At 33.7% G+C, this 19,082-nt stretch carries 17 protein-coding genes; 14 read left to right on the forward strand and 3 right to left on the reverse strand.

Annotated features, from left to right (window positions below):
* Positions 1 to 47: 47 nt before the first annotated feature.
* The 3 genes from NBX25_RS04070 to NBX25_RS04080 form a co-directional block, all read right to left on the reverse strand.
* The gene (locus NBX25_RS04070; RefSeq protein ID WP_123908746.1) at positions 48 to 1,610 is read right to left on the reverse strand and encodes an Rne/Rng family ribonuclease; all 1,563 of its coding nucleotides are present in this window, start codon (positions 1,608 to 1,610) and stop codon (positions 48 to 50) included.
* A 367-nt stretch (positions 1,611 to 1,977) separates the two neighbouring features.
* Positions 1,978 to 2,268: an HU family DNA-binding protein gene (locus NBX25_RS04075; protein WP_002984212.1), complete on the reverse strand. Its 291-nt coding sequence runs from the start codon at positions 2,266 to 2,268 to the stop codon at positions 1,978 to 1,980.
* 259 nt (positions 2,269 to 2,527) lie between these two features.
* Positions 2,528 to 3,199, reverse strand: a complete 672-nt coding sequence (locus tag NBX25_RS04080) for a response regulator transcription factor (protein WP_250252928.1) — start codon at positions 3,197 to 3,199, stop codon at positions 2,528 to 2,530.
* 180 nt (positions 3,200 to 3,379) lie between these two features.
* Here NBX25_RS04080 and tssO point away from each other — a divergent pair, with 180 nt between their 5' ends.
* The 14 genes from tssO to NBX25_RS04150 all read left to right on the forward strand — a co-directional run bounded on the left by tssO (position 3,380) and on the right by NBX25_RS04150 (position 19,037).
* Positions 3,380 to 3,913, forward strand: coding sequence for a type VI secretion system TssO (tssO, locus tag NBX25_RS04085; RefSeq protein ID WP_123908744.1), 534 nt, complete (start codon positions 3,380 to 3,382; stop codon positions 3,911 to 3,913).
* A 12-nt stretch (positions 3,914 to 3,925) separates the two neighbouring features.
* Positions 3,926 to 4,453, forward strand: coding sequence for a type VI secretion system transmembrane protein TssO (locus tag NBX25_RS04090; protein WP_123908743.1), 528 nt, complete (start codon positions 3,926 to 3,928; stop codon positions 4,451 to 4,453).
* Positions 4,454 to 4,504: 51 nt separating this feature from the next.
* On the forward strand, positions 4,505 to 5,416 hold the full coding sequence (locus NBX25_RS04095; protein WP_123908742.1) for a PKD domain-containing protein: 912 nt from the start codon (positions 4,505 to 4,507) through the stop codon (positions 5,414 to 5,416).
* 46 nt (positions 5,417 to 5,462) lie between these two features.
* Positions 5,463 to 7,868, forward strand: a complete 2,406-nt coding sequence (gene tssR / locus NBX25_RS04100; RefSeq protein ID WP_123908741.1) for a type VI secretion system protein TssR domain-containing protein — start codon at positions 5,463 to 5,465, stop codon at positions 7,866 to 7,868.
* A 426-nt stretch (positions 7,869 to 8,294) separates the two neighbouring features.
* On the forward strand, positions 8,295 to 8,702 hold the full coding sequence (gene tssD / locus NBX25_RS04105; RefSeq protein ID WP_068939475.1) for a type VI secretion system tube protein TssD: 408 nt from the start codon (positions 8,295 to 8,297) through the stop codon (positions 8,700 to 8,702).
* Positions 8,703 to 8,873: 171 nt separating this feature from the next.
* Positions 8,874 to 10,805: a type VI secretion system Vgr family protein gene (locus tag NBX25_RS04110; RefSeq protein ID WP_123859302.1), complete on the forward strand. Its 1,932-nt coding sequence runs from the start codon at positions 8,874 to 8,876 to the stop codon at positions 10,803 to 10,805.
* Between the two features lie 3 nt (positions 10,806 to 10,808).
* Positions 10,809 to 12,578 (forward strand): hypothetical protein, encoded by a 1,770-nt coding sequence (locus NBX25_RS04115; RefSeq protein ID WP_250252929.1) that lies wholly within the window; start codon positions 10,809 to 10,811, stop codon positions 12,576 to 12,578.
* 4 nt (positions 12,579 to 12,582) lie between these two features.
* On the forward strand, positions 12,583 to 12,993 hold the full coding sequence (locus tag NBX25_RS04120; protein ID WP_123859304.1) for a toxin-antitoxin system YwqK family antitoxin: 411 nt from the start codon (positions 12,583 to 12,585) through the stop codon (positions 12,991 to 12,993).
* A gap of 4 nt (positions 12,994 to 12,997) precedes the next feature.
* Positions 12,998 to 13,426 (forward strand): hypothetical protein, encoded by a 429-nt coding sequence (locus NBX25_RS04125; RefSeq protein WP_250252931.1) that lies wholly within the window; start codon positions 12,998 to 13,000, stop codon positions 13,424 to 13,426.
* Between the two features lie 105 nt (positions 13,427 to 13,531).
* On the forward strand, positions 13,532 to 14,896 hold the full coding sequence (locus NBX25_RS04130) for a zinc metalloprotease (RefSeq protein WP_250252932.1): 1,365 nt from the start codon (positions 13,532 to 13,534) through the stop codon (positions 14,894 to 14,896).
* Positions 14,896 to 15,573: a hypothetical protein gene (locus tag NBX25_RS04135; RefSeq protein WP_250252933.1), complete on the forward strand. Its 678-nt coding sequence runs from the start codon at positions 14,896 to 14,898 to the stop codon at positions 15,571 to 15,573. Before NBX25_RS04130 ends, NBX25_RS04135 begins: the two co-directional genes overlap by 1 nt.
* Before the next feature lie 38 nt (positions 15,574 to 15,611).
* The gene (locus NBX25_RS04140; RefSeq protein WP_250252934.1) at positions 15,612 to 17,384 is read left to right on the forward strand and encodes a hypothetical protein; all 1,773 of its coding nucleotides are present in this window, start codon (positions 15,612 to 15,614) and stop codon (positions 17,382 to 17,384) included.
* 391 nt (positions 17,385 to 17,775) lie between these two features.
* Positions 17,776 to 18,384, forward strand: coding sequence for a hypothetical protein (locus tag NBX25_RS04145; RefSeq protein ID WP_250252935.1), 609 nt, complete (start codon positions 17,776 to 17,778; stop codon positions 18,382 to 18,384).
* 77 nt (positions 18,385 to 18,461) lie between these two features.
* Positions 18,462 to 19,037 (forward strand): hypothetical protein, encoded by a 576-nt coding sequence (locus tag NBX25_RS04150; protein WP_250252936.1) that lies wholly within the window; start codon positions 18,462 to 18,464, stop codon positions 19,035 to 19,037.
* Positions 19,038 to 19,082 lie beyond the last annotated feature (45 nt).

The following is a 19,082-nucleotide window of genomic DNA, read 5'->3' on the forward strand; positions in this document are numbered from 1 at the left end:
GGTATAAAAAAAACCTCCAGTGAAAACTGAAGGTTTTAAATTTTGTCTTAATTAGAGAATTCTATCAATTCTTCTTTTTTGGAATTGTAAATTCTGTATTCTAAATATTTAAAAGAATCCCTTGGTACAATGGTTACCCATTTTTTATACTTCATGAACCATTTCATTTGGATACTTTTAAGAAAGCCTTTTGTTAAGTAGGCTTCCACAAACGGGTGTACGTGCAGGTAGACTTTTCCTTTTTCTTTCTGCAGGATATTTCTTAGGGTTTCACCCATTCTTTCCACGATTACAATTGGAGCTACAATTTCTCCGTCTTTGTTCGGGTTTTCTTCTTTGGTTTCGATCTGTTTTTCCGGACGGTTTCTTTGTCTGGTAATCTGGATCAGACCGAATTTACTTGGAGGAAGGATTTTGTGGCGAGCTTTGTCGCGCTTCATTTCCTCTTTAAGGTGTTCGTAGAGCTCTCTTCTGTGCTCTGAGTTAGGCATGTCGATAAAATCGATCACAATGATACCTCCCATATCGCGGAGGCGAAGCTGTCTGGCAATCTCAGTGGCTGCCATTTTGTTTACTTTAAGAGCGTGTTCTTTATTGACAGCAGTTCCGGTAGTAATATTATTTCCGGAGTTAACGTCTACGACGTGAAGGGCTTCGGTGTGTTCAATAACAAGATAAGCGCCTTTGGAGCTTGGGATGTTTACATGTTTTCCGAAGCTCTGTTTAAGCTGTTTTTCAACATTGTAATATTCCAGAAGTGGAATATGAGAATCATAAAACTGGACAATATTTTTCTTTTCAGGCGCAATTACTTCAACGTAATTCGTCATTTCGTTTACCATTTGCTCGTCATCACAGATGATATTCACGAAATCCTGATTAAAATTGTCTCTTAAAATAGCTGAAGCTTTGTCTTCTTCACTTAAAACTTTAGACGGAACTTTATTTCTCTGGATATTTTTAAAGGTGCTTTCCCATTTCTGAATCAGCTGATTCATATCATTATGAAGGTCGGCAACCTTTTTTCCTTCGGCTACAGTTCTGATAATTACTCCAAAACCTTCAGGCTTAATGCTGTCGATCAGAGTTCTTAATCTTTCCTTTTCCTCAAAACTCTTGATCTTTTTGGAAATGGAAACCTTATTGTCGAATGGAATTAAAACCAAAAAACGTCCTGTCAGTGAAACTTGGGTAGAAATTCTGGGGCCTTTTGTAGAAATAGGCTCCTTGGTAATTTGCAAAAGAACCAGATCGTCTTTTGCAATGACTTTGTCTACCGTTCCATTTTTATCTATTTCGGGCTGTATCTCGAAATTTTTTAAGCTTGAAGTGTTTTGTTTTTTAGAGATTGTATCTTTTAAAAACTTTCTGTATGTAAGGTATTGTGGTCCCAGATCCTGATAATGCAGGAATGCATCCTTGTCATATCCTATATTTACGAATGCTGCATTAAGGTTGGGGGCCAGCTTTTTTACTCTTCCTATAAACAGATCTCCAACTATAAAATCGCTTTTGTCCTCTTGCTCATGAAGTTCACATAGTCTTCCGTCTTCCAGCAGTGCAATCTTTGTAAGATCATCTTCATGCGAAACTATTAGTTCTTTCTTCATTTTGTTATAAGATAAAATTGTTAAGATTTTAGGAAATTGGTATTGTTCTAGATTAATTCATCTATTAAATATAAGGATTTAGAATGAAAACCATTATATTTTTATTAAAATAATATTTGAAACCATCCGTTTTCCGCGGAATCTTATAGTTGCAAACAAAAATATAGTCGGTGAACTTTAAAAATTTAAAACCACCAACTATATCATTATATTGTAAATCTCGAGAAAAAGAGATTATTTTTTCTTATGTCTGTTTGCTCTTCTTCTTTTCTTTCTTTTGTGAGTCGCAACCTTGTGTCTTTTTCTTTTCTTTCCGCTTGGCATAATTTTAATTTTTTAGTAACTAGTTAATATTCAGTTAATGTTCTTATTTTACTGCAACTTTCGTTTTTACTTTCTCAACAAAAGATTTTGAAGGTTTGAAAGCAGGAATGTTATGAGCAGGAATCTCAATCGCAGTGTTTTTAGAAATATTTCTTCCTGTTTTAGCAGCTCTTGTTTTAATGATAAAAGATCCAAAACCTCTCAGATAAACGTTATCCCCATTATACATAGAAGTTCTGATCTCCTGCATAAAAGCTTCTACAACTTTCTGTGTTTCATTCTTTTCTGTTCCCAACTTATTTGAGATGGTGTTTACCAATTCTGCCTTTGTCATTTCCTTATTTTAATTTTAAATTTTAGGTGTGCAAATTTAGTTAAAAAAATTGAATACTAGCAAATTAGTGGCAAAATATTTTTGTTCAAATAGTTGAACTATTAATGTATATGCTATATTAACGCAGGTTCGAGATAATTTAACAATAAAATAATATTATAGTATAATGATGAATAATCATCAATAATGGTAAAAAATAGAGCGTATAACAATGAACTTACAAGAGCTTTCTGCTACACACACTAATATCCCATAATCACTACATACTGGAATTGTAGTATCCATTTTCTACACAGAAACGAATCAGGTGAAGTTTAGTCTTTAATCCTAATTTCTCCGTAAGACGGTTGATATAGGTATCAATCGTTCTTGTACTCAGATTCAGCTTTTCTGCAATTTCCTTATTACTGAAACCTTCATAACAAAATCTCATAAGCTGTATTTCAGCTGGAGAAAGCTCTTCCTGCCCTTTCTTCTGCCTGTCCATATATTCCTGTACGGCAAGCGGCTGCTGTTCCCATTCCTTCGAATAGCTCTCATAATCAAACTCATCAGAAGCAATACTTCCCTTAATGATGTCTTTAATAATGGTACTGTTCTTCTGGCAATAATATATATTGGGTATTCTCGACAGAATTTCAGCCATATCCTCCTGATAAGTACCAGAATAAGTGATAATAGGCGTTTCTGCGTTGTTTTTCCTTATGTATTTAATGGCCTCAATTCCGCTTAATACCGGCATAAACAGCTCTATGATAAATACATCTTCCTGTCTTCTGTAAATTCTGTTCACCAGCTCGTGGCCATTGTTACAGTCGTTCAACAGCATATAGAAAGGATTTTCCATCAGAGTTTTGATCATTATTTTTTTAAAATAAAAATCACTGTCTGCTATAGAAAAACGCACGGTATTAGATAATATTTTACTCATTCTTAATATCGATTTGGCAAATGATATTCAAAATTCAGAGGCCTAATTTATGAAAAACTTATTAAAGAGAAAATTAATATTAATTTAAACCGGGATTTCACGAATGCGTGACAGGGAAAATACGTATTGTGCATAAAATTTTTTTTTTATATTTTCACAGGCCAAACAAATCGCAAATATATGTCTTCGAACAGGGAAAAAAAATTGAACAAATCTGACGTCAGAACGGGCATTTGGAAGTTTATTCTTTCTTTTGTCGTTTTGTCTATGGTATCCTTTAGCTGTTTGTATCTCTTTTTTAAGAGCTATGATATACAGCGTGAGGGGATAAGTCGTGAAGCTGAAGCTTACAAAGAATTAATGCGTCGAAGTGATATGCTGAAAGAGAATGTAGATGATATTTATGATAAGATGACCCAGCTTGATATGAACAAGGTGGAAAATGAGGCCTTTCTAAGAACCAATATCATGGATAACGTAGGAAATGTCAAAAGTATTATGGGAAGAGACAGTATCACAAGCTTTAAACATTATACTGCATTGATGAAACAGATAGGACCTATGCTTACTTTGAAGACCAAGATTAGTGGTGTAGAATACAAAAAGAAAACAGTTCTCAGAGATCTGGATGAATGTATGGGCAAAGTGAGCAGAGCCAATAATGAACTTAGAAAAGATCCTACAAGAAATTTCACAGGAGGTAGAAGAAGATAAAAAGATAAAGATATGCAAGGACAAATTACACTATCTAAAAAGGAAAGGCATTATCAGTTTTTTTATTTAATACTGATGCTTGTAACTGCCATGATATTTTTGGGAGTTATCTTTTTAAAAGGATTTGAATCTCCGTTTTCTGATGAAGACGTAAGAGGAATTCAGAATCTTGAACAGAAGTCTGAATTTGAACAACACCAAAAAATTATTATCCCTATCATGGACAGTACATATACCATGATTACCAAACTTACCGATGAAGCGCCACAGCCTTTTGTGGAAAACAATATCTTTGTAGGAGTCAATGATTTGAATGACTATTTTAAACGTCATGATAATATTGTTGATATCCGAAAAGATGCTTATCCGCAGATTGCCAAATTCTATAAGATGTACTTTGATGATAAAAAAGTAATCTCAACCACTTCAGAAGATATTAAAAGATTTGAAAAACAAGTGGAAGAATGCAGAATAGGATTTAAGGATAAACAGGATAAGATTTATAAACGTCAGAGTGAGTTGAAGGCTCGTTCCCAATAAACGAACAATGAATTTAGGAACTATAAATAAAACACATCACAATTATTAACTATGAATTATTTTCAAAAGAACAAAAAGAACATTATTATCGGTGTTATTGCAACATTGCTCATAGCAGCCCTGGTTGCTCTTTGGTTGCAGAAAAAAGTGATCCATTCTGCTGATGATATTGTTGGAGTAGTCTATCCATCTACATTGTCGGTAGGAGATACCCTTTTATTTGAAGATAAAACCCAGTTTGCAAAAACCAAAAGATGGAATTTTGGAGACGGAACAACTTCTGATAAAAACAGTGGAATTCACTTTTATAATAAGCCTGGATATTATCAGGTAAGTTTGATTGTTGACAACAAGTACACAAAATCATTCCCAGTAATGGTTTCTGCAAGAGGAATCAAACAACCGAAAGACAGTACGAAATCCAAAACAACTATTGAAGCTCAGGCTCAGGCAATGCAGAATGAGAATGTACAATTCCGTGCTGTATCTGATGCGAAAGATTTTGCATGGAAATTTGGAGAAACAGGAAATACAGATGCTAAAGAAAAAATGGCCATCTATGCTTATAAAAAGCCGGGAGATTATGTAGTTACTCTTTACACTGAGCAAAGCCAGGAACCTATCTACCATCATATCAAAATCATTCCTGCTTACAACTCTCTGGAACAAGAAGAAGTATCTGTAGAAGACTCTTACGCGAAAGTGGATAATGATTTCAAATATCATTTACAACAAATTGCTAATGGTAACAGTTTTAATATGCACTACAATTACCTGTTGAAAACTTATTTGTGTAACAATGAAAACACAGTGGTAAAAGTAAATGACAGTAAAGTAAACAACTTCTACATGTATTGTGCAGGTCTTCAGTTTGATAAGAATACTGTGATCCAGACCGTAAAGGTTAATTTAGATGATACACAGAACTGTGTAACGAAAGTAGATATAAACCAAAGCAAATAATACCATTCGGTTTTCCGGATGTACCAATCATAAAAAGATAAATAGGATGAAAAATAAATTTCCTCTAGCAGCATATTACATAGGATTATCAGTATTATTAACGAGTTGTCAGGTTAAGCTTCCTTCAAAGAAGACTCCTGAACCTTCTCAATACGGAAAGGTAGATAATTCAACAGTTGTCAACGGTTATCCTAAAAAATCCGTTCCATGGATCGTTATTTCAGACAGATCAAGAAATACGGCTTATTTGGATAAAGATGACGAAAAATCATATAAAGAAGTAAAGTTTTTGGAACCTTTAATGGTTCTGAAGCATAGAGACGGAATGGTAAAGGTAGCGGAATATGTTCCGGATGCCTTAATGAAAAAAGTCTCATCAAAATCTATTAAAACCTATGGTTGGATTCATGAATCTGACCTGCTTTTATGGAATCATTCCCTGAAAAGCGAAAGAACAGGATACCCTGTAAGGGTAGCAGTAGTACCTAATAACAGTGAAGTAATTAAAAGCGCTGAAAGATACTACAAGAATGACTCTATCATGGTGTTCAATTCACCAAGTCTTATTGAAGCAGCCAATGTAAAGATCCCTAACGGGCAGATGGTATATGTTTACAAGCAGGCTGAAAATAACAAAAGATTCCTGGTAGGTAAAAAACCATCTATTGATATCGATAGTATCGGAAAAGGCCTGTACGGATGGGTGAGCTCCAACGTAATTTCTACATGGGGTGAGCGTTCAGCCATCAAACTTAAAAATACAACAGGAATTAATGATACCGAACTCGGAGTACGAGAAGGTTACCCAGGTGCATCAGGTTCAGATGCAGAAAACAGGACTGCTATTCTTCTGACAGATGTCAATAAGAGAAAACCTCTAGAAAATATTTTCCCGGTAACCCTGGCTTTAAATGAAGCTCCAACTCCGGATTCCAAAACCAAGTATTTTACCAATATTCTTGATTACAGTAAAAACTATGTCTTTAATGTTTTGGGAGAACCTATCTATTTCGACCGATATAGAGAAATTACAGACCGAGATAAAAACATCAATATCGTTTTTGCTTTGGATATAAGTGCGGGAAATGCACCTTATGCACCTATTGTAAAATCATTGTTACAGGATCTTCAGCTAAGATTTGAGAAACCTTCGTATTTCAATAATGTAAAATATGGAGTGGTTTTATATAAAAATAATCCTTGTGGTAACAATACCGCAGTTTCCAACCTAAGCACAGATTACAGTAAAATCACAACATTTATCGATCAGAAAACGAACGAAATGAACTGTAGCAGCAATAATGGCTACCAGCCGGTAGGAGAAGCTCTTACGGCAGCAGGAAACCTTCTTTCGAATGTTCCTGATGAAACCAATATTGTTGTAACTGTAGGTACCTCTGCTAATCAAAGTGGAAATATGTACAGTGTAATAGGTTCCCTTACTCAGGCTCAGGCAAGATTGATTATGTTCCAGACTAGTGCAAGGTCTTCAGATACGTATAATGACTTTGTATTAATGGCTGAAAATGTGGTAACCAATACCGCTAAAAATATTGCAGAACTTAAAAAGCAAAAGATCATTAACCAATCTGATGTTCTTACCAAAAATAACTTCAGTCTGGTAGAAGGAGATGCAGGATTTTTCTCGTTAGCGTATCCTAAGCAGAGTATGTCTCAGGGATTTGTAATCTTCCCTAAAAAAGGAGATATAGCTACTCCGGGATTCCTGAAAAAATCAGTAGACAGTCTTATTGCTCAGGTTACTTTAGATAATCAGAATGTTGATAAGTCATTAAATGAATATTTCCATTCCTCTGTAGGAGCTGGGAAAACAGATGTGGATCTGAAGTACAAATATCTATATCCAGGACTTACGAACCCTGTTTCTGCTGGAATTGCAGCGCAGCTGATTAACTACGGAAATCCTTTCCTTGTAAAAGGATATTTGCCAAAAGAACTGAAAGAAATTACTCCAAGTATAGAAAAAGGAATCCTTATTTCTGAATCGGAATATGATAATCTTAAAGCTTTCTATTCTGAAGTGTATAGAAATACAGAGCCTGATAAACCAGGTTTCAGCCAGTCAAAAGCCATTAAGGAATATGTAAGACTGTTGAAGAAATACAATCCAACAATCAAGTTCTTAGATAAAGGAGACCTTTATGAATTGCCAATGTCTTATGCTATTGGAATGAGTACAGGATTTGACCTTTCTGAAGAAGAAATATTGGCTAAGTTCAAGCTTAAAGGCTGGAGAAAATCAAAAATAGTTCGTAATGAAACGGTAAGAACCTATTTCCATAACTATAAAGAGTTAGCAGAAAGAATGCTGAATCACAGAAACAATCCGGCGGTGAAGATCCAGCAAAACGGACAAACATTCTATTGGCTTAATGAGTTCTTTACTCCTACCATGATCCAAACAGAAGCTCCGGAATATACTAAACATTAATGGTTAGTTTTATCATATAAGATAATAAAAAAGCAGAAGTAATTGTACTTCTGCTTTTTTTTATGCAAAGTAGTCCGAGATGAAAAATTTTCATATTATTTTAAACAATAACTTTTCTTCTGATTTTTGTTGTGGAATTTTGAAGTGAAAATCTTGAATTTTTGAAGAGATGAAGCCATTTATTTCTCATTTGAGTGTAAAAGTGTGTTTTCTCCTTAATTGGGGATAAAATTTAAAATGCTTTATTGGTGGCTGTTATGGATTGATTTATAAATCCAGTATAGTAGAATTACTACAAAAAGTCGTAGAACTACTACAATTTTTCAAATTTATAGTGAAAAGTTTTTTTTAGCGAAAAAGACCTTTTATATTTGCTAAACAATCACTGAATCACAAAATATTACTAACGATTAAAATTTACAAATCATGGCAGAAAGAAATTCGAGAGGAATCTTAAAATTTAACAACGGAGAAGGTCAGAAATTATTAAAAATGAACTACAGCGTATCAAGATCAACTGACGTATCAGGACGTGTAGCATCTGACCCTTCTAACGCACTTATCAAAGTTACAGTAGAAGCTACTGAAAAATCAGATATCTTAGAAAGTTTATTGAACGGAAAATATAAGCCAACTGTAGGAGAAATTACTTTCAATAAATCTCACGAAGAAGGAACATTAATCACTTTGAACTGGCAGAATGGTTATGTGATCCAGCATCAGGTAGAATTTGATGCTGTAGACAGCAACAGTATGTTCATTAGCTTCGTAATCAGTGCTGAAACCATCAGCTATGGTAATTCTGAGTATGCTGGACTTTGGCCAACAAGCTAACATTGTTACACATTATCAACATTCATACAAAAAAAAGACTGTCCCTTTTAAAGACGGTCTTTTTTTGCCTGACATCAAATTTTATATTGATTAATTATTTCATATCTCATTGATATGATGACTATTTTGTAAAATATTGCTATCTTTAATACTAAACTAAACACAAAGCATATGAAAACCGAAACAAAGACAAAGGGTTCTTCTTTCCGTCCTTCACAGAATGCTGATGGGATATCAGAAAACCATCATGCAGGGATCAACCGGTTGGTAAAACTTTCACTGGTTGTGGAGGGGAAAATTATTAAGTATTACAAACACTTCACGCTTAAGCAAAAAGCGAGTCACCATCACGAATTCAGCCTTACCCTTGCCCATGATGCATTGGGAGACAGGCAAAGCCATACCCTTGAGGAGGCAAATAAGTTTTTGGGAAAACGTCTTACTGCTATTATTTCCTATAAAGATATTGATAATAGTCCTGAAAGAAATTTCGTAGGATTAATTACCAAAGTAGGATTCAGTCAGGAAAAGATGAGTCTTGGAAATATTGTACTTTCAGGATACAGCCCAACGATCCTATTGGATGGTGCTCCCCATATTCAAAGTTTTGGAGGCGGACAGCCTGTTAATATGGGAATCATTGCTGAAGAAGTAATTAAACAGGGAATTGATAAAGGACGTTTTGATATCAGAGTAGATACCAATGACTATTCTCAGATTATTTACAGCAGCCAATACAACGAGACTCATTATAACTACCTTGCAAGAATGGCAGAAGCCTATGGTGAACAATTTTACTATGACGGAGAAGTTCTTCACTTTGGAAAACTTCCACCACAGAATAAGCCTATAAAACTAACTTATGGCAGCAATGCTGACGACATAAGGGTAGAATTAAAGGCTGTTCATACAAAACCACAATACTACGGCTATAACAGCAGTAAAAATGAGAAATTAACATCGGGTGACACTCCGGTTAATCATTTGGGAGATCTTGCAAAAACAGCATATAGTCATAACGATAAAATCTATAAAACACCGGCACTTCAAGTGGCCCCAATTAAAGCATCCACTCACTTAGATGTAGAAAATTCTCAGAGGAGTACTGCAGGAAGTGAAGCAGTGAGTGTATTTTCAGTTTCCGGCTCTACTACAGTACCATTCCTTCATCCGGGATGTGTGGCAGATATTCACATGAGAAAGCCGGATAGTAACGAGACTTCTTATTTTACCAAAGTTATGGTTACAGAAGTTGTTCATGAAATTGATACTATTGGACATTATAAAGGGTCCTTTGAATCAATTGCAGCAGATACAGGATTTTTACCAAAACCTGAATTTAATGTTCCTATTGCACAACCTCAGATCGCAACGGTAATTGCTAATGCAGATCCGGAAGGACAGGGAAGAGTACAGGTAAGATTCGACTGGCAGATGAATGATACCACTCATTTTGTGAGAGTAATGACCCCTGATGCAGGAGGAACTGACAAAATTACTCAAAACCGCGGATATGTTGCGATTCCTGAAGTAGGAGACCAGGTAATGGTCAACTTTGTACATAGCCATCCGGACCGTCCATTTGTAATGGGAGGAATGTTCCATGGAGGAATTGGTCTTGGAGGAGGTGCAGACAACCGTGTCAAATCTATCCAGACAAGAAGTGGGCACAGAATTGTTTTTACTGAAGATGAAAGCATCATTATCACAGATAAAAGTGGCAACGAAATCCACCTGGATACTACAGGAAGCAATATCAATATCACTGCACCGGAAACCATGACCCTGAACTGTAAGAATATGAACATCAATGTAGGTGAAAATATGACGACAACGGTGGGAATGAATAAATCTAACAGTATTGGATTGAACCATACTGAAAACGTAGGAGCCATGAAGCTTACTTCCGTCGTTGGTGATGCAAGTATGTTTATTACCGGAAAATTAACTGAAATGATCGATGGAGATGTGCTGAGCGAAACCAAAAAAGAGCGACATGAGGTGAGTGAAAAAGATATGAATATCCAATCCGGAAAATTTGTTAATAAACACGCTCAGGCAGAAGTACAGAACAATAGCGGAGAGAAATCAAAAGCACATTAAGCCATGAGCAGAACGAGAATCGTTAAAGGTATTTATACCAAGATTTCTCAGGAAGGCCATAGCATGTATTCCAATGCCAATATTATAACAAATGCCGGAGCAGCAATAACAGAAACAGGGGTAGAGAACGGAGTAAGCTATGGTGACCCGAAGAGCCCCCCTTTTATTGAATTTGAAACAGGTGTTGAATTATATATTGAATTTGAACCTTTACCTGCTTACAATGGCGAGTTTGGCTTTGACTGGCTTAATACAGATAGTTCTGATAACATATTGAAAATACAGACCGATGATATAGCGAATTTGGAATTTGTTTTTGATGGGTCTAAACAAGAATATGTTTCTATAAGCTCTAGTCCTGATTTAAAAAATGGGATTAAGAAAGATTATAATAAATTCCCTCTAAAAGTACCTTACTATATTCCTTGGCTGAGCTTAATGAAGCTTAATCAAGAAATAAAGCTTAACATGGTATGTAAGCCAATAAAAGCAGGTGATGATATAAGTAAAGCTGAAATTTCCTTTGGGAAAAATGAGTATTATGAAGTGGATATTGATGGTAAAAAGAACGAAAATATAAAATACATACCAGACGGAAAACCAAAGGAAATTATCATAAAATGTATAAAAGCTTCTAAAGAAGTGGGGATTGTTGCAGTAGACAAGGATAAAAAAGAAATTGGTAAAATTACAGCAATCGACAATACAAGAATTTATGATTTACCAGTTAGATTAGTCTGTGTAGTAAAAGATTCTCCAAATAAGGAAGCTGAGATTTCCCAATTGATTTCAGATTTTAAAACGGATAAAATAGAAGAGTATTTAAATCAAAATTCTCTTAATCAGGCATTGATAAAGACAACGGTAGAAATAGATAGTAAATATCGTATTGCTTTTGATGAAACAGCCTGGAATGGCACATTTTATAATAAAACAGGAAATTATTTTACTAACAGGAAAGATACTGCCGGAGGGAAAGTATCCTATATTGATGATGATGGAGAGGAACATACAGATGCAGAATATGAACATATTTTAGATAAGTTTTTAAGGGAATACAAAACAGCTTTTGAAACTGATGGTAAGAAATTTAAAGGTATTTTACTTTTTATTACAAATATCGATAAAGACCCAATTGATAACGAAGGTGGTGTGAGCAGAACTCAACCAGTAAACTTTCGGGAAGCAATCGTTTTTGGTTCCAATTTAAAGAATAAATCTACATATGCTCACGAAATTGCTCATGCGCTAGGATTGGAACATTATTTTTGGAGAGATTTAGAATATAAGCAAGAACTAGAAAAGCTGAAATCGAGATTGTTTAAAAATAAACAAACCACAGCTAGAAATAAAGAAATTACAAAAGGGAATGAAGCTGCTTTGAAGAAAAACAAGGAAAATATCAGAATTAGGCAACAAGAAATTGACAAATGGACCAACGAAAAAAAGAAACCAGATTATCCATATAAAAAAGAAGCTCAAGATAGGATAGATAAATTAGAAAAGGAAAACTCTGAAACTCGAAAAATTAATAAGGATATTCAGGAGAAAATTGATGAAGGGAAAGTTAATATTGAAAAGGGTGAAAAGCAAATAAAACAAGATGAGGATAATCTAAAGGTCTATAAGGAGAACAAATATAAATTTAAAGAAAAATCGACTCTAAATGTTATGGACTATTCTAGTACTAGAAACATATTTATAAGATGGCAGTGGCAGGTCATGCAGAATGATGTGAAAAGTTATTATGGCTCTATAACTGAAAATAAATAATATTATGAAACTATATATTTGCTTTTGTTTTATATTTTCTTTTTTTTTAAATTCTTGTGCACAACAAAAATTTGAAAAACCACCAAAACATGATAAAAATAAATTAATTGATAAACTACCCCAAAAATTATCTTATTATTTTAATTCTTCAGAATTGAAAAAAAATGTTGATAGTTTGTTCTGTTTGAATGCCAATGATAAATGCAACATAATTGATGGAAAAACAACCCTTTATTCATATTATCAAACCTCAGGAAATGACAATCCTAAACTTGTTCCATATAATTTTGCAGAAGGAGAATTCTTAGAGGGAAGATATCAAGGAATCTGGAAGTATTATGATAAAAACGGAAAAGTCATCAAAAAAGAAAAATGGGATAATGGAAAGTTAATGTATAGGAAAGAATATAAATAATATTATGAAGAGTTTATTTTCCTTATTTTTTTGTTCAATAATTTTTTTAAACTCTTGCGCACAGCAAAAAGTAGAAAGACCACCAAAATTTCCTCCAAAAAAATATGCGGAAATTAAAAAAGGGAAAAAAATAGAATCTGTTCCAAAACCTACCTATGTTTTAACTTTAGGAAAGTTAAAACAAAATAAGGATAGTTTGTATTGTAGGAAAAATGATGATGAATGTAATATAATTGATGGTAAAATTACATTGTTTAGCCCCAGTATAGCAAGGGGTGACAATGCAAGTGTAACTGAACGACTTTATGCAGAAGGAGAATTTATGAAAGGAAAATATCAGGGAATCTGGAAATACTATGACAAAAATAAAAAAGTCATAAAAAAAGAAAAATGGGATAATGGAAAGTTAGTGTATAGGAAAGAGTATAAATAATATATAAAGAATAATCTACTCAATAAATATTATTTTAGGAGTATCTTTTTATAAAGGGATGTAAAAATAAAAACAGGGATTACGAAAAATCAAATATCATACATTATGAGTAGGACGAGAATCGTAAAAGGCACTTATACTAAAATATCTCAGGAAGGACACAGCATGTATTCTAACGAGAATATTATTACCACCGCCGGATCTGCAATAACCGAAACCGGGGCAATTGGTGGTGTAAGCTATGGAAACCCCTCAAAACCACCCGCTGGAAAAGTGGTGGCTAAATGTTTAGTGAAATTCAGGCCTCATGATAAGTACAAAGATAATCCAGATTTTGGTTTTGACTGGTTAAGAGAAGGAGATTCAGGACAACCGGGAGATAATTGGTTCGGAGCCGTCATGGGAAAATATTATGAAGCTGATAATGTCACCGTGTTTAAAAATGGGAACAGTTGGAATACCAATTTTCACAAAGATCTCAATATGTATGACAAAAAGCTGAAAAGCTACAAAAGCCTTTCCATTTCCTGGAAGAAAGTTAATAAAACACCTTATCTGTATCCAATACCGGTGCTTACATTACTGAAAGGAAAATCAGCATTGTTAACCCTTAAAATTGAAATTAAAGAGAAACCTCAAAAGCTGACTTTTGAGTTCAAAGATAAAGAAGCCGAAAAATATCTGTCCCTCAACCTTAAAGAGATTGGAGTGATTAAAGTAGGGAAATATGATAAGTCCAATTACCTGAAAATAACCTGTAAGGAACAGTTTAACAAAGAACAAATGTTATATGTAAAAGCAGATGGAGAAATCTGTGGTGCCTTAATCATTCATCCCAATTCTGCAGCGCATATCAAAAAGATTTCTGCCCTTTTTATTTCCGTAAAAACCGATATTAATGACGTTATTAAAGTAGGAAAGCCCAAACCGGGCAGTCAACAGTATTTTACAGAATGCCTGAATCAGGCGTTGGTATCCCCAACCATTCAGAATTCTTTTTCTATTGATTGTACAGGGAATCTTCTGTATAATGCTTTCAGATTCAAGTTCTGTAAAAAGATTAACGGAAAGTATTATATAAACGATTCCTCTGGCTTAAGGGGCTATCTGGAAGGGAAATTTAAGGATAAATATGGCAGCCAGTATGATTCGCATTTCAAAGTCTTTTTTATAGAAGATGTGTATCCGGGGTGGAAGAATGGGGCAATTGCTTCATATACCAATGGCTTTTCATTTTTTAATACCACTTTTACCGTTCAGTTTTATACCCATTCAAAAGAAACGGTTGCCCATGAATTAATGCATGCGCTGGGACTTCCGCATACTTTTGATGGGAATGCTCCGGCAAAGTATACTTACGAAGCTTATAAAACAAACAATCTTATGGACTATTGCCACCATATACAAATCCCAAGAATAAGTGTTTTTAAGTGGCAATGGAAAGTGTTGAACTCTAAAATTATGCTGTAATGAAAAAATTATTAATTTACCTTTCCATATTATGTTTTGTAATATGCACCTGCCAGTCTAAAAAAGAAGAAACTCAAAAGAATCACAAAACGAGTACTATGGTTGAAAAATTTGATTTTGATTTATTTAAAAAATACCAGGAAAGTAACGGAATATTGGAACTGAAAAACGGATACACCATTTTATCAATGTCTGCTCCGGAAAAAGATGAAGCAGGAACTTTGGAAGAATTACTTCCTAAACCATCGTTCCTCTATGTTTACAAAGAATTTTATCCTAACGGAAACTTGAAGAAAAAAGAAACCAGAGTAAGTGAAACAGTGAAAGTAGAAAAATCCGAATACTATGATAAAAGCGGAAAGCTTGAGAAAACGGTAGATGAAGATCAAAATTACGGTAAGATAAAGTATCAGGATGTATTGAATTTTCTGGATAAAAAAGGGTATATTAACCTTAAAACAGGAGCTGGAAGATTAAATGATGACGGAACCCATAAATATGATATTGTATATGATCAGGATATTCCTGTCTGGAATATTATGATCATGCAGGGAAAAAAACTTTCAGAAAAAGAACTCATGGAAATCATGAAAACATCTCCCGGTGAACCTGCTGCCTGGAAGCCTGTTGTTTATCAGATGGATGCCAATACCGGTAAAATCATCAGTGAAAAATAATAGTTGAGACATTACGGAAATTTTAATACCAGTAAGCTATGAGTAGGACGAGAATTGTAAAAGGAACTTATACCAAAATATCTCAGGAGGGACACAGTATGTATTCCAAAGGAAATATTATTACCTCTGCTGGAGAATCTGTAACAGAAACTGGTGTAGAACAAGGGGTAAAATATGGAGACCCCGAAGATTCTCCTAAAAGAAAAGGGAGAATTATTGATATTCTTATGTTTGTCGCTGGAACTACAGATCCTGGAAATACTGAAGGAACGAAACATAAGGCCAATACAAGCTATTGGAAATATATTGATGAAAAGACCAAAGAAGAAACAAAGGAAAGTTTAAATAATTTATGGAATAAAATCAAGGAACTTAGACCTCAGTTTACTGATTTGCATATTGAAGGGGATTTTTTCAGTTGGTCTGGTGACAATGATACTAAGGAAAGAATCAAAGCTTCCGAGAGATTATTTGATCTGCTGTTAAGGGTATATCCCGGCTGGAAAAATCAGGAGGTACATTTGCATCTCATTGGTCATTCACATGGTGGTAACGTTATTAATCAGTTTACAGAGCTTATCTCCAGTAAGGATATGATTGCAAAATCCAGTATTTTGAAGCCTCGTAAGATTACAGAATTTCCTAAAGAATGGAAAGTTAAAAGTATAACGTATTTATCAACTCCTTTTTTCCAGAAGAAACATCAGTTGAATCATGGAAAATTACATAAAGACTGTAAGATCATTAACGTTCATAATGAGTATGATCTGACCCAACAATTGATTGCAGACTTCAGTTTGACCAATTTAGAAGGCTTATTGAAGTCTTTTCAGGTAGAGAAATTTAAAACGGGTATAGAGACATTGAAAAGTGTAAATAACGATACTATTTTAACTTATCTTAAGGGGATAGGTCTTCCCAATAGCCATAAGAAAAGAGCAATTCCGGCATGGAAAGAAATGGCAAAAGCTTTTTTAGGAATAAATATGATGACGAAAGAGTTTATCCAATATATTGATTCTCTAAAAATTGAAAATTCTAACCTGCAAAAAGAAAAAGATTCGTTTATTAGCCTTTTAAATAATCTCTTACGATGGACCTATGATGTCTATAATAATTATAATGCCGGCATAACAAAAGGGTATGATAAAGTGACATGGGCACAAAATTTAAATCTGACACAGGGGCTGAGGGTTTTAAATATTTTGTTTGACATTAAAAGCAGTCCAAAGGATAGCTATCTCTTAAGTTTATTAGCGGGTGTATTTGGAGAAAATAAAGGAATCACTGATAGTATTGACGAAACATCCTGGACTCCCAAAAAGCAAACCAAAGGACTTTCCATTATAGATGTACCTATTTTTCAAAGTGATCCCTATAATTCCAGAAATAAGAGAAAAGAATTTGATACTTTTTTAAAAGGAGCACAAGGTGCAGTACACGCCCGGGAGCTGGAAGATTTGCTGATGAGGTTATTTAGTCAGTTTATTAAACCCCTTGAATTGAAAAAAATTATTGGCTATATTGATGATGCTGAATATATCGTAACAGGAAATTTAGACGCACAACTTAAAATTTTAAGAGGAAACCTTAGACGATATGATACCTTTGTCACAAGATATTATGCGGGGTTAGTTACAGAGCAAGATGAAGAAACATTTAAGGATGATATGAAAAAACGACCGGGTTCACTGGCATATTTAGCTATGGCATCTCATAGCTTAAGCCATACCCAATTGTGGGGGAAAGTTGAGGAAGGTTTAAAAGGCGCATTCAGTTCTGAAAAAAAAGCAAAATATAACAAGAAATAAATATATGGGAAATAGTAAGAAAAATATTATTATAAGTTTATTGATATTTATTTTATGTACAATTATTTTGTCTGGCTGGTATATTTTATTGCATAGATATGAAGAATTAGTAAATGCAAAAAGTATTGGCAAAGTCGTTATAAATGTTGGTCTCATTGGAGCAATTATTCCTGCAATAATATTTTCTCTAATATATTATCTATCTAAAATCATATTAAATAGGTTATTACTCACTTTTCTGATCTTTATATTGTTTATTTTTTTACTATTTTCAGTCTACTGGCTTACCGTAAATATGGTATTCTATCATATAGATGATTCTAAATCTTTTTTACAATCATTATTAGAAGCATTTTAACTGCCATGTTTTATTAATCCGTTAAAAATAATTATGAAAAAAATATCATCATCCATTGTTATATTTCTTCTCTTGGCCAATGTTAATTTATATTCACAGAAAACTGCTAATAAAAACAATTATACATCTCTGGTACAAGAAGAAGTGGGGGATCTGAATAATGATAAACGCAATGACAGGATTATGGTAGAAATGGATGTGATAGATGATACCAGACCCGTAAGAGTACAGATATTCCTCTCCCAGCCTGATAAAAAGCTTCAACTGGTTGTTTCTTCTACAAAACTTATTGAAAACGAATATCCGACAGATAAAAAGGGGAAACATAATGGTAATGTAATTCCTGATTTTTTTATTGAGGATGGTATATTAAAAATGCTTACTGATATTAATAATCGGAAAAGCAGCTATGAATTCAGACTGAATAAAAATAATTTTGAATTGGTAAAAATATCACGGGTAATATGGGATGGAAAAGATACCACTTTTGAAACGAGAATTGACTTAATAGCCAAAACGAAAATTGAGTATGAACAGGTAACTGGTTCTGAGAAACTCTTCAACAAAAGAAAAAAAGAGCTAAAAATCAATGCTTTGCCAAAAATACAGGATTTAAGTTTTTCTGATTTGGAAAAGTTTTAGAACTTCTGGTCTAATCTGTGTTTGTATTTATTTCGGTAAGCGACTGGAGCGTCTTACCTTTCAATAATTCATATTTTATGAAGCCGGCTCAAAAAATATTTTTTTTCCTGTTATTATGGATATCAGTTTTTAACAGTAAAGCTCAGATTTCAGTATACAAAAATGATTCAATTATTGGAAAACTGCATGAAGAAACTGAAAGAACAGCATGTGAATACTGTTATTATCAGGAAGATATTCTTGGGATAAATAAAAAGATAAAAATTAAGATTCCTGTGACTATTGAAAATGGGAAATTACAGGCAGGAAGAATATTAGAAATAACAAACAAAGGGAATATTAAAATTTTAAAGTTCAATTCAATTTCAGATGGAAGCAGCAGTTGGATCTATCTGGCTTACAAAAGAAATAAGACTCTTATTATCCGCAAACTAAGTTATAACAATACTGTTTATAAAAAAGAAATAAAGAAAAACGATTTTGATTATTTACCGGCAACAGAAGTTTGTGTTCAAAATACATCAGAAATAATCAACGAAGAAATTTCCTTTAGTGGTTCATTTAAATTTATTCCTGGGGATTGTTACAAATGTCCCATAAAAACAGAGGTAGATAATTGTATAAAGAATGGAAAAATTAAATATAGCTGGTAGTACCATTCCTATTTTCTTTTCAAAATCATAATAAAATTCTAAAAG

The sequence above is a fragment of the Chryseobacterium sp. Marseille-Q3244 genome (genome assembly GCF_940807095.1).
Classification (GTDB): domain Bacteria; phylum Bacteroidota; class Bacteroidia; order Flavobacteriales; family Weeksellaceae; genus Chryseobacterium.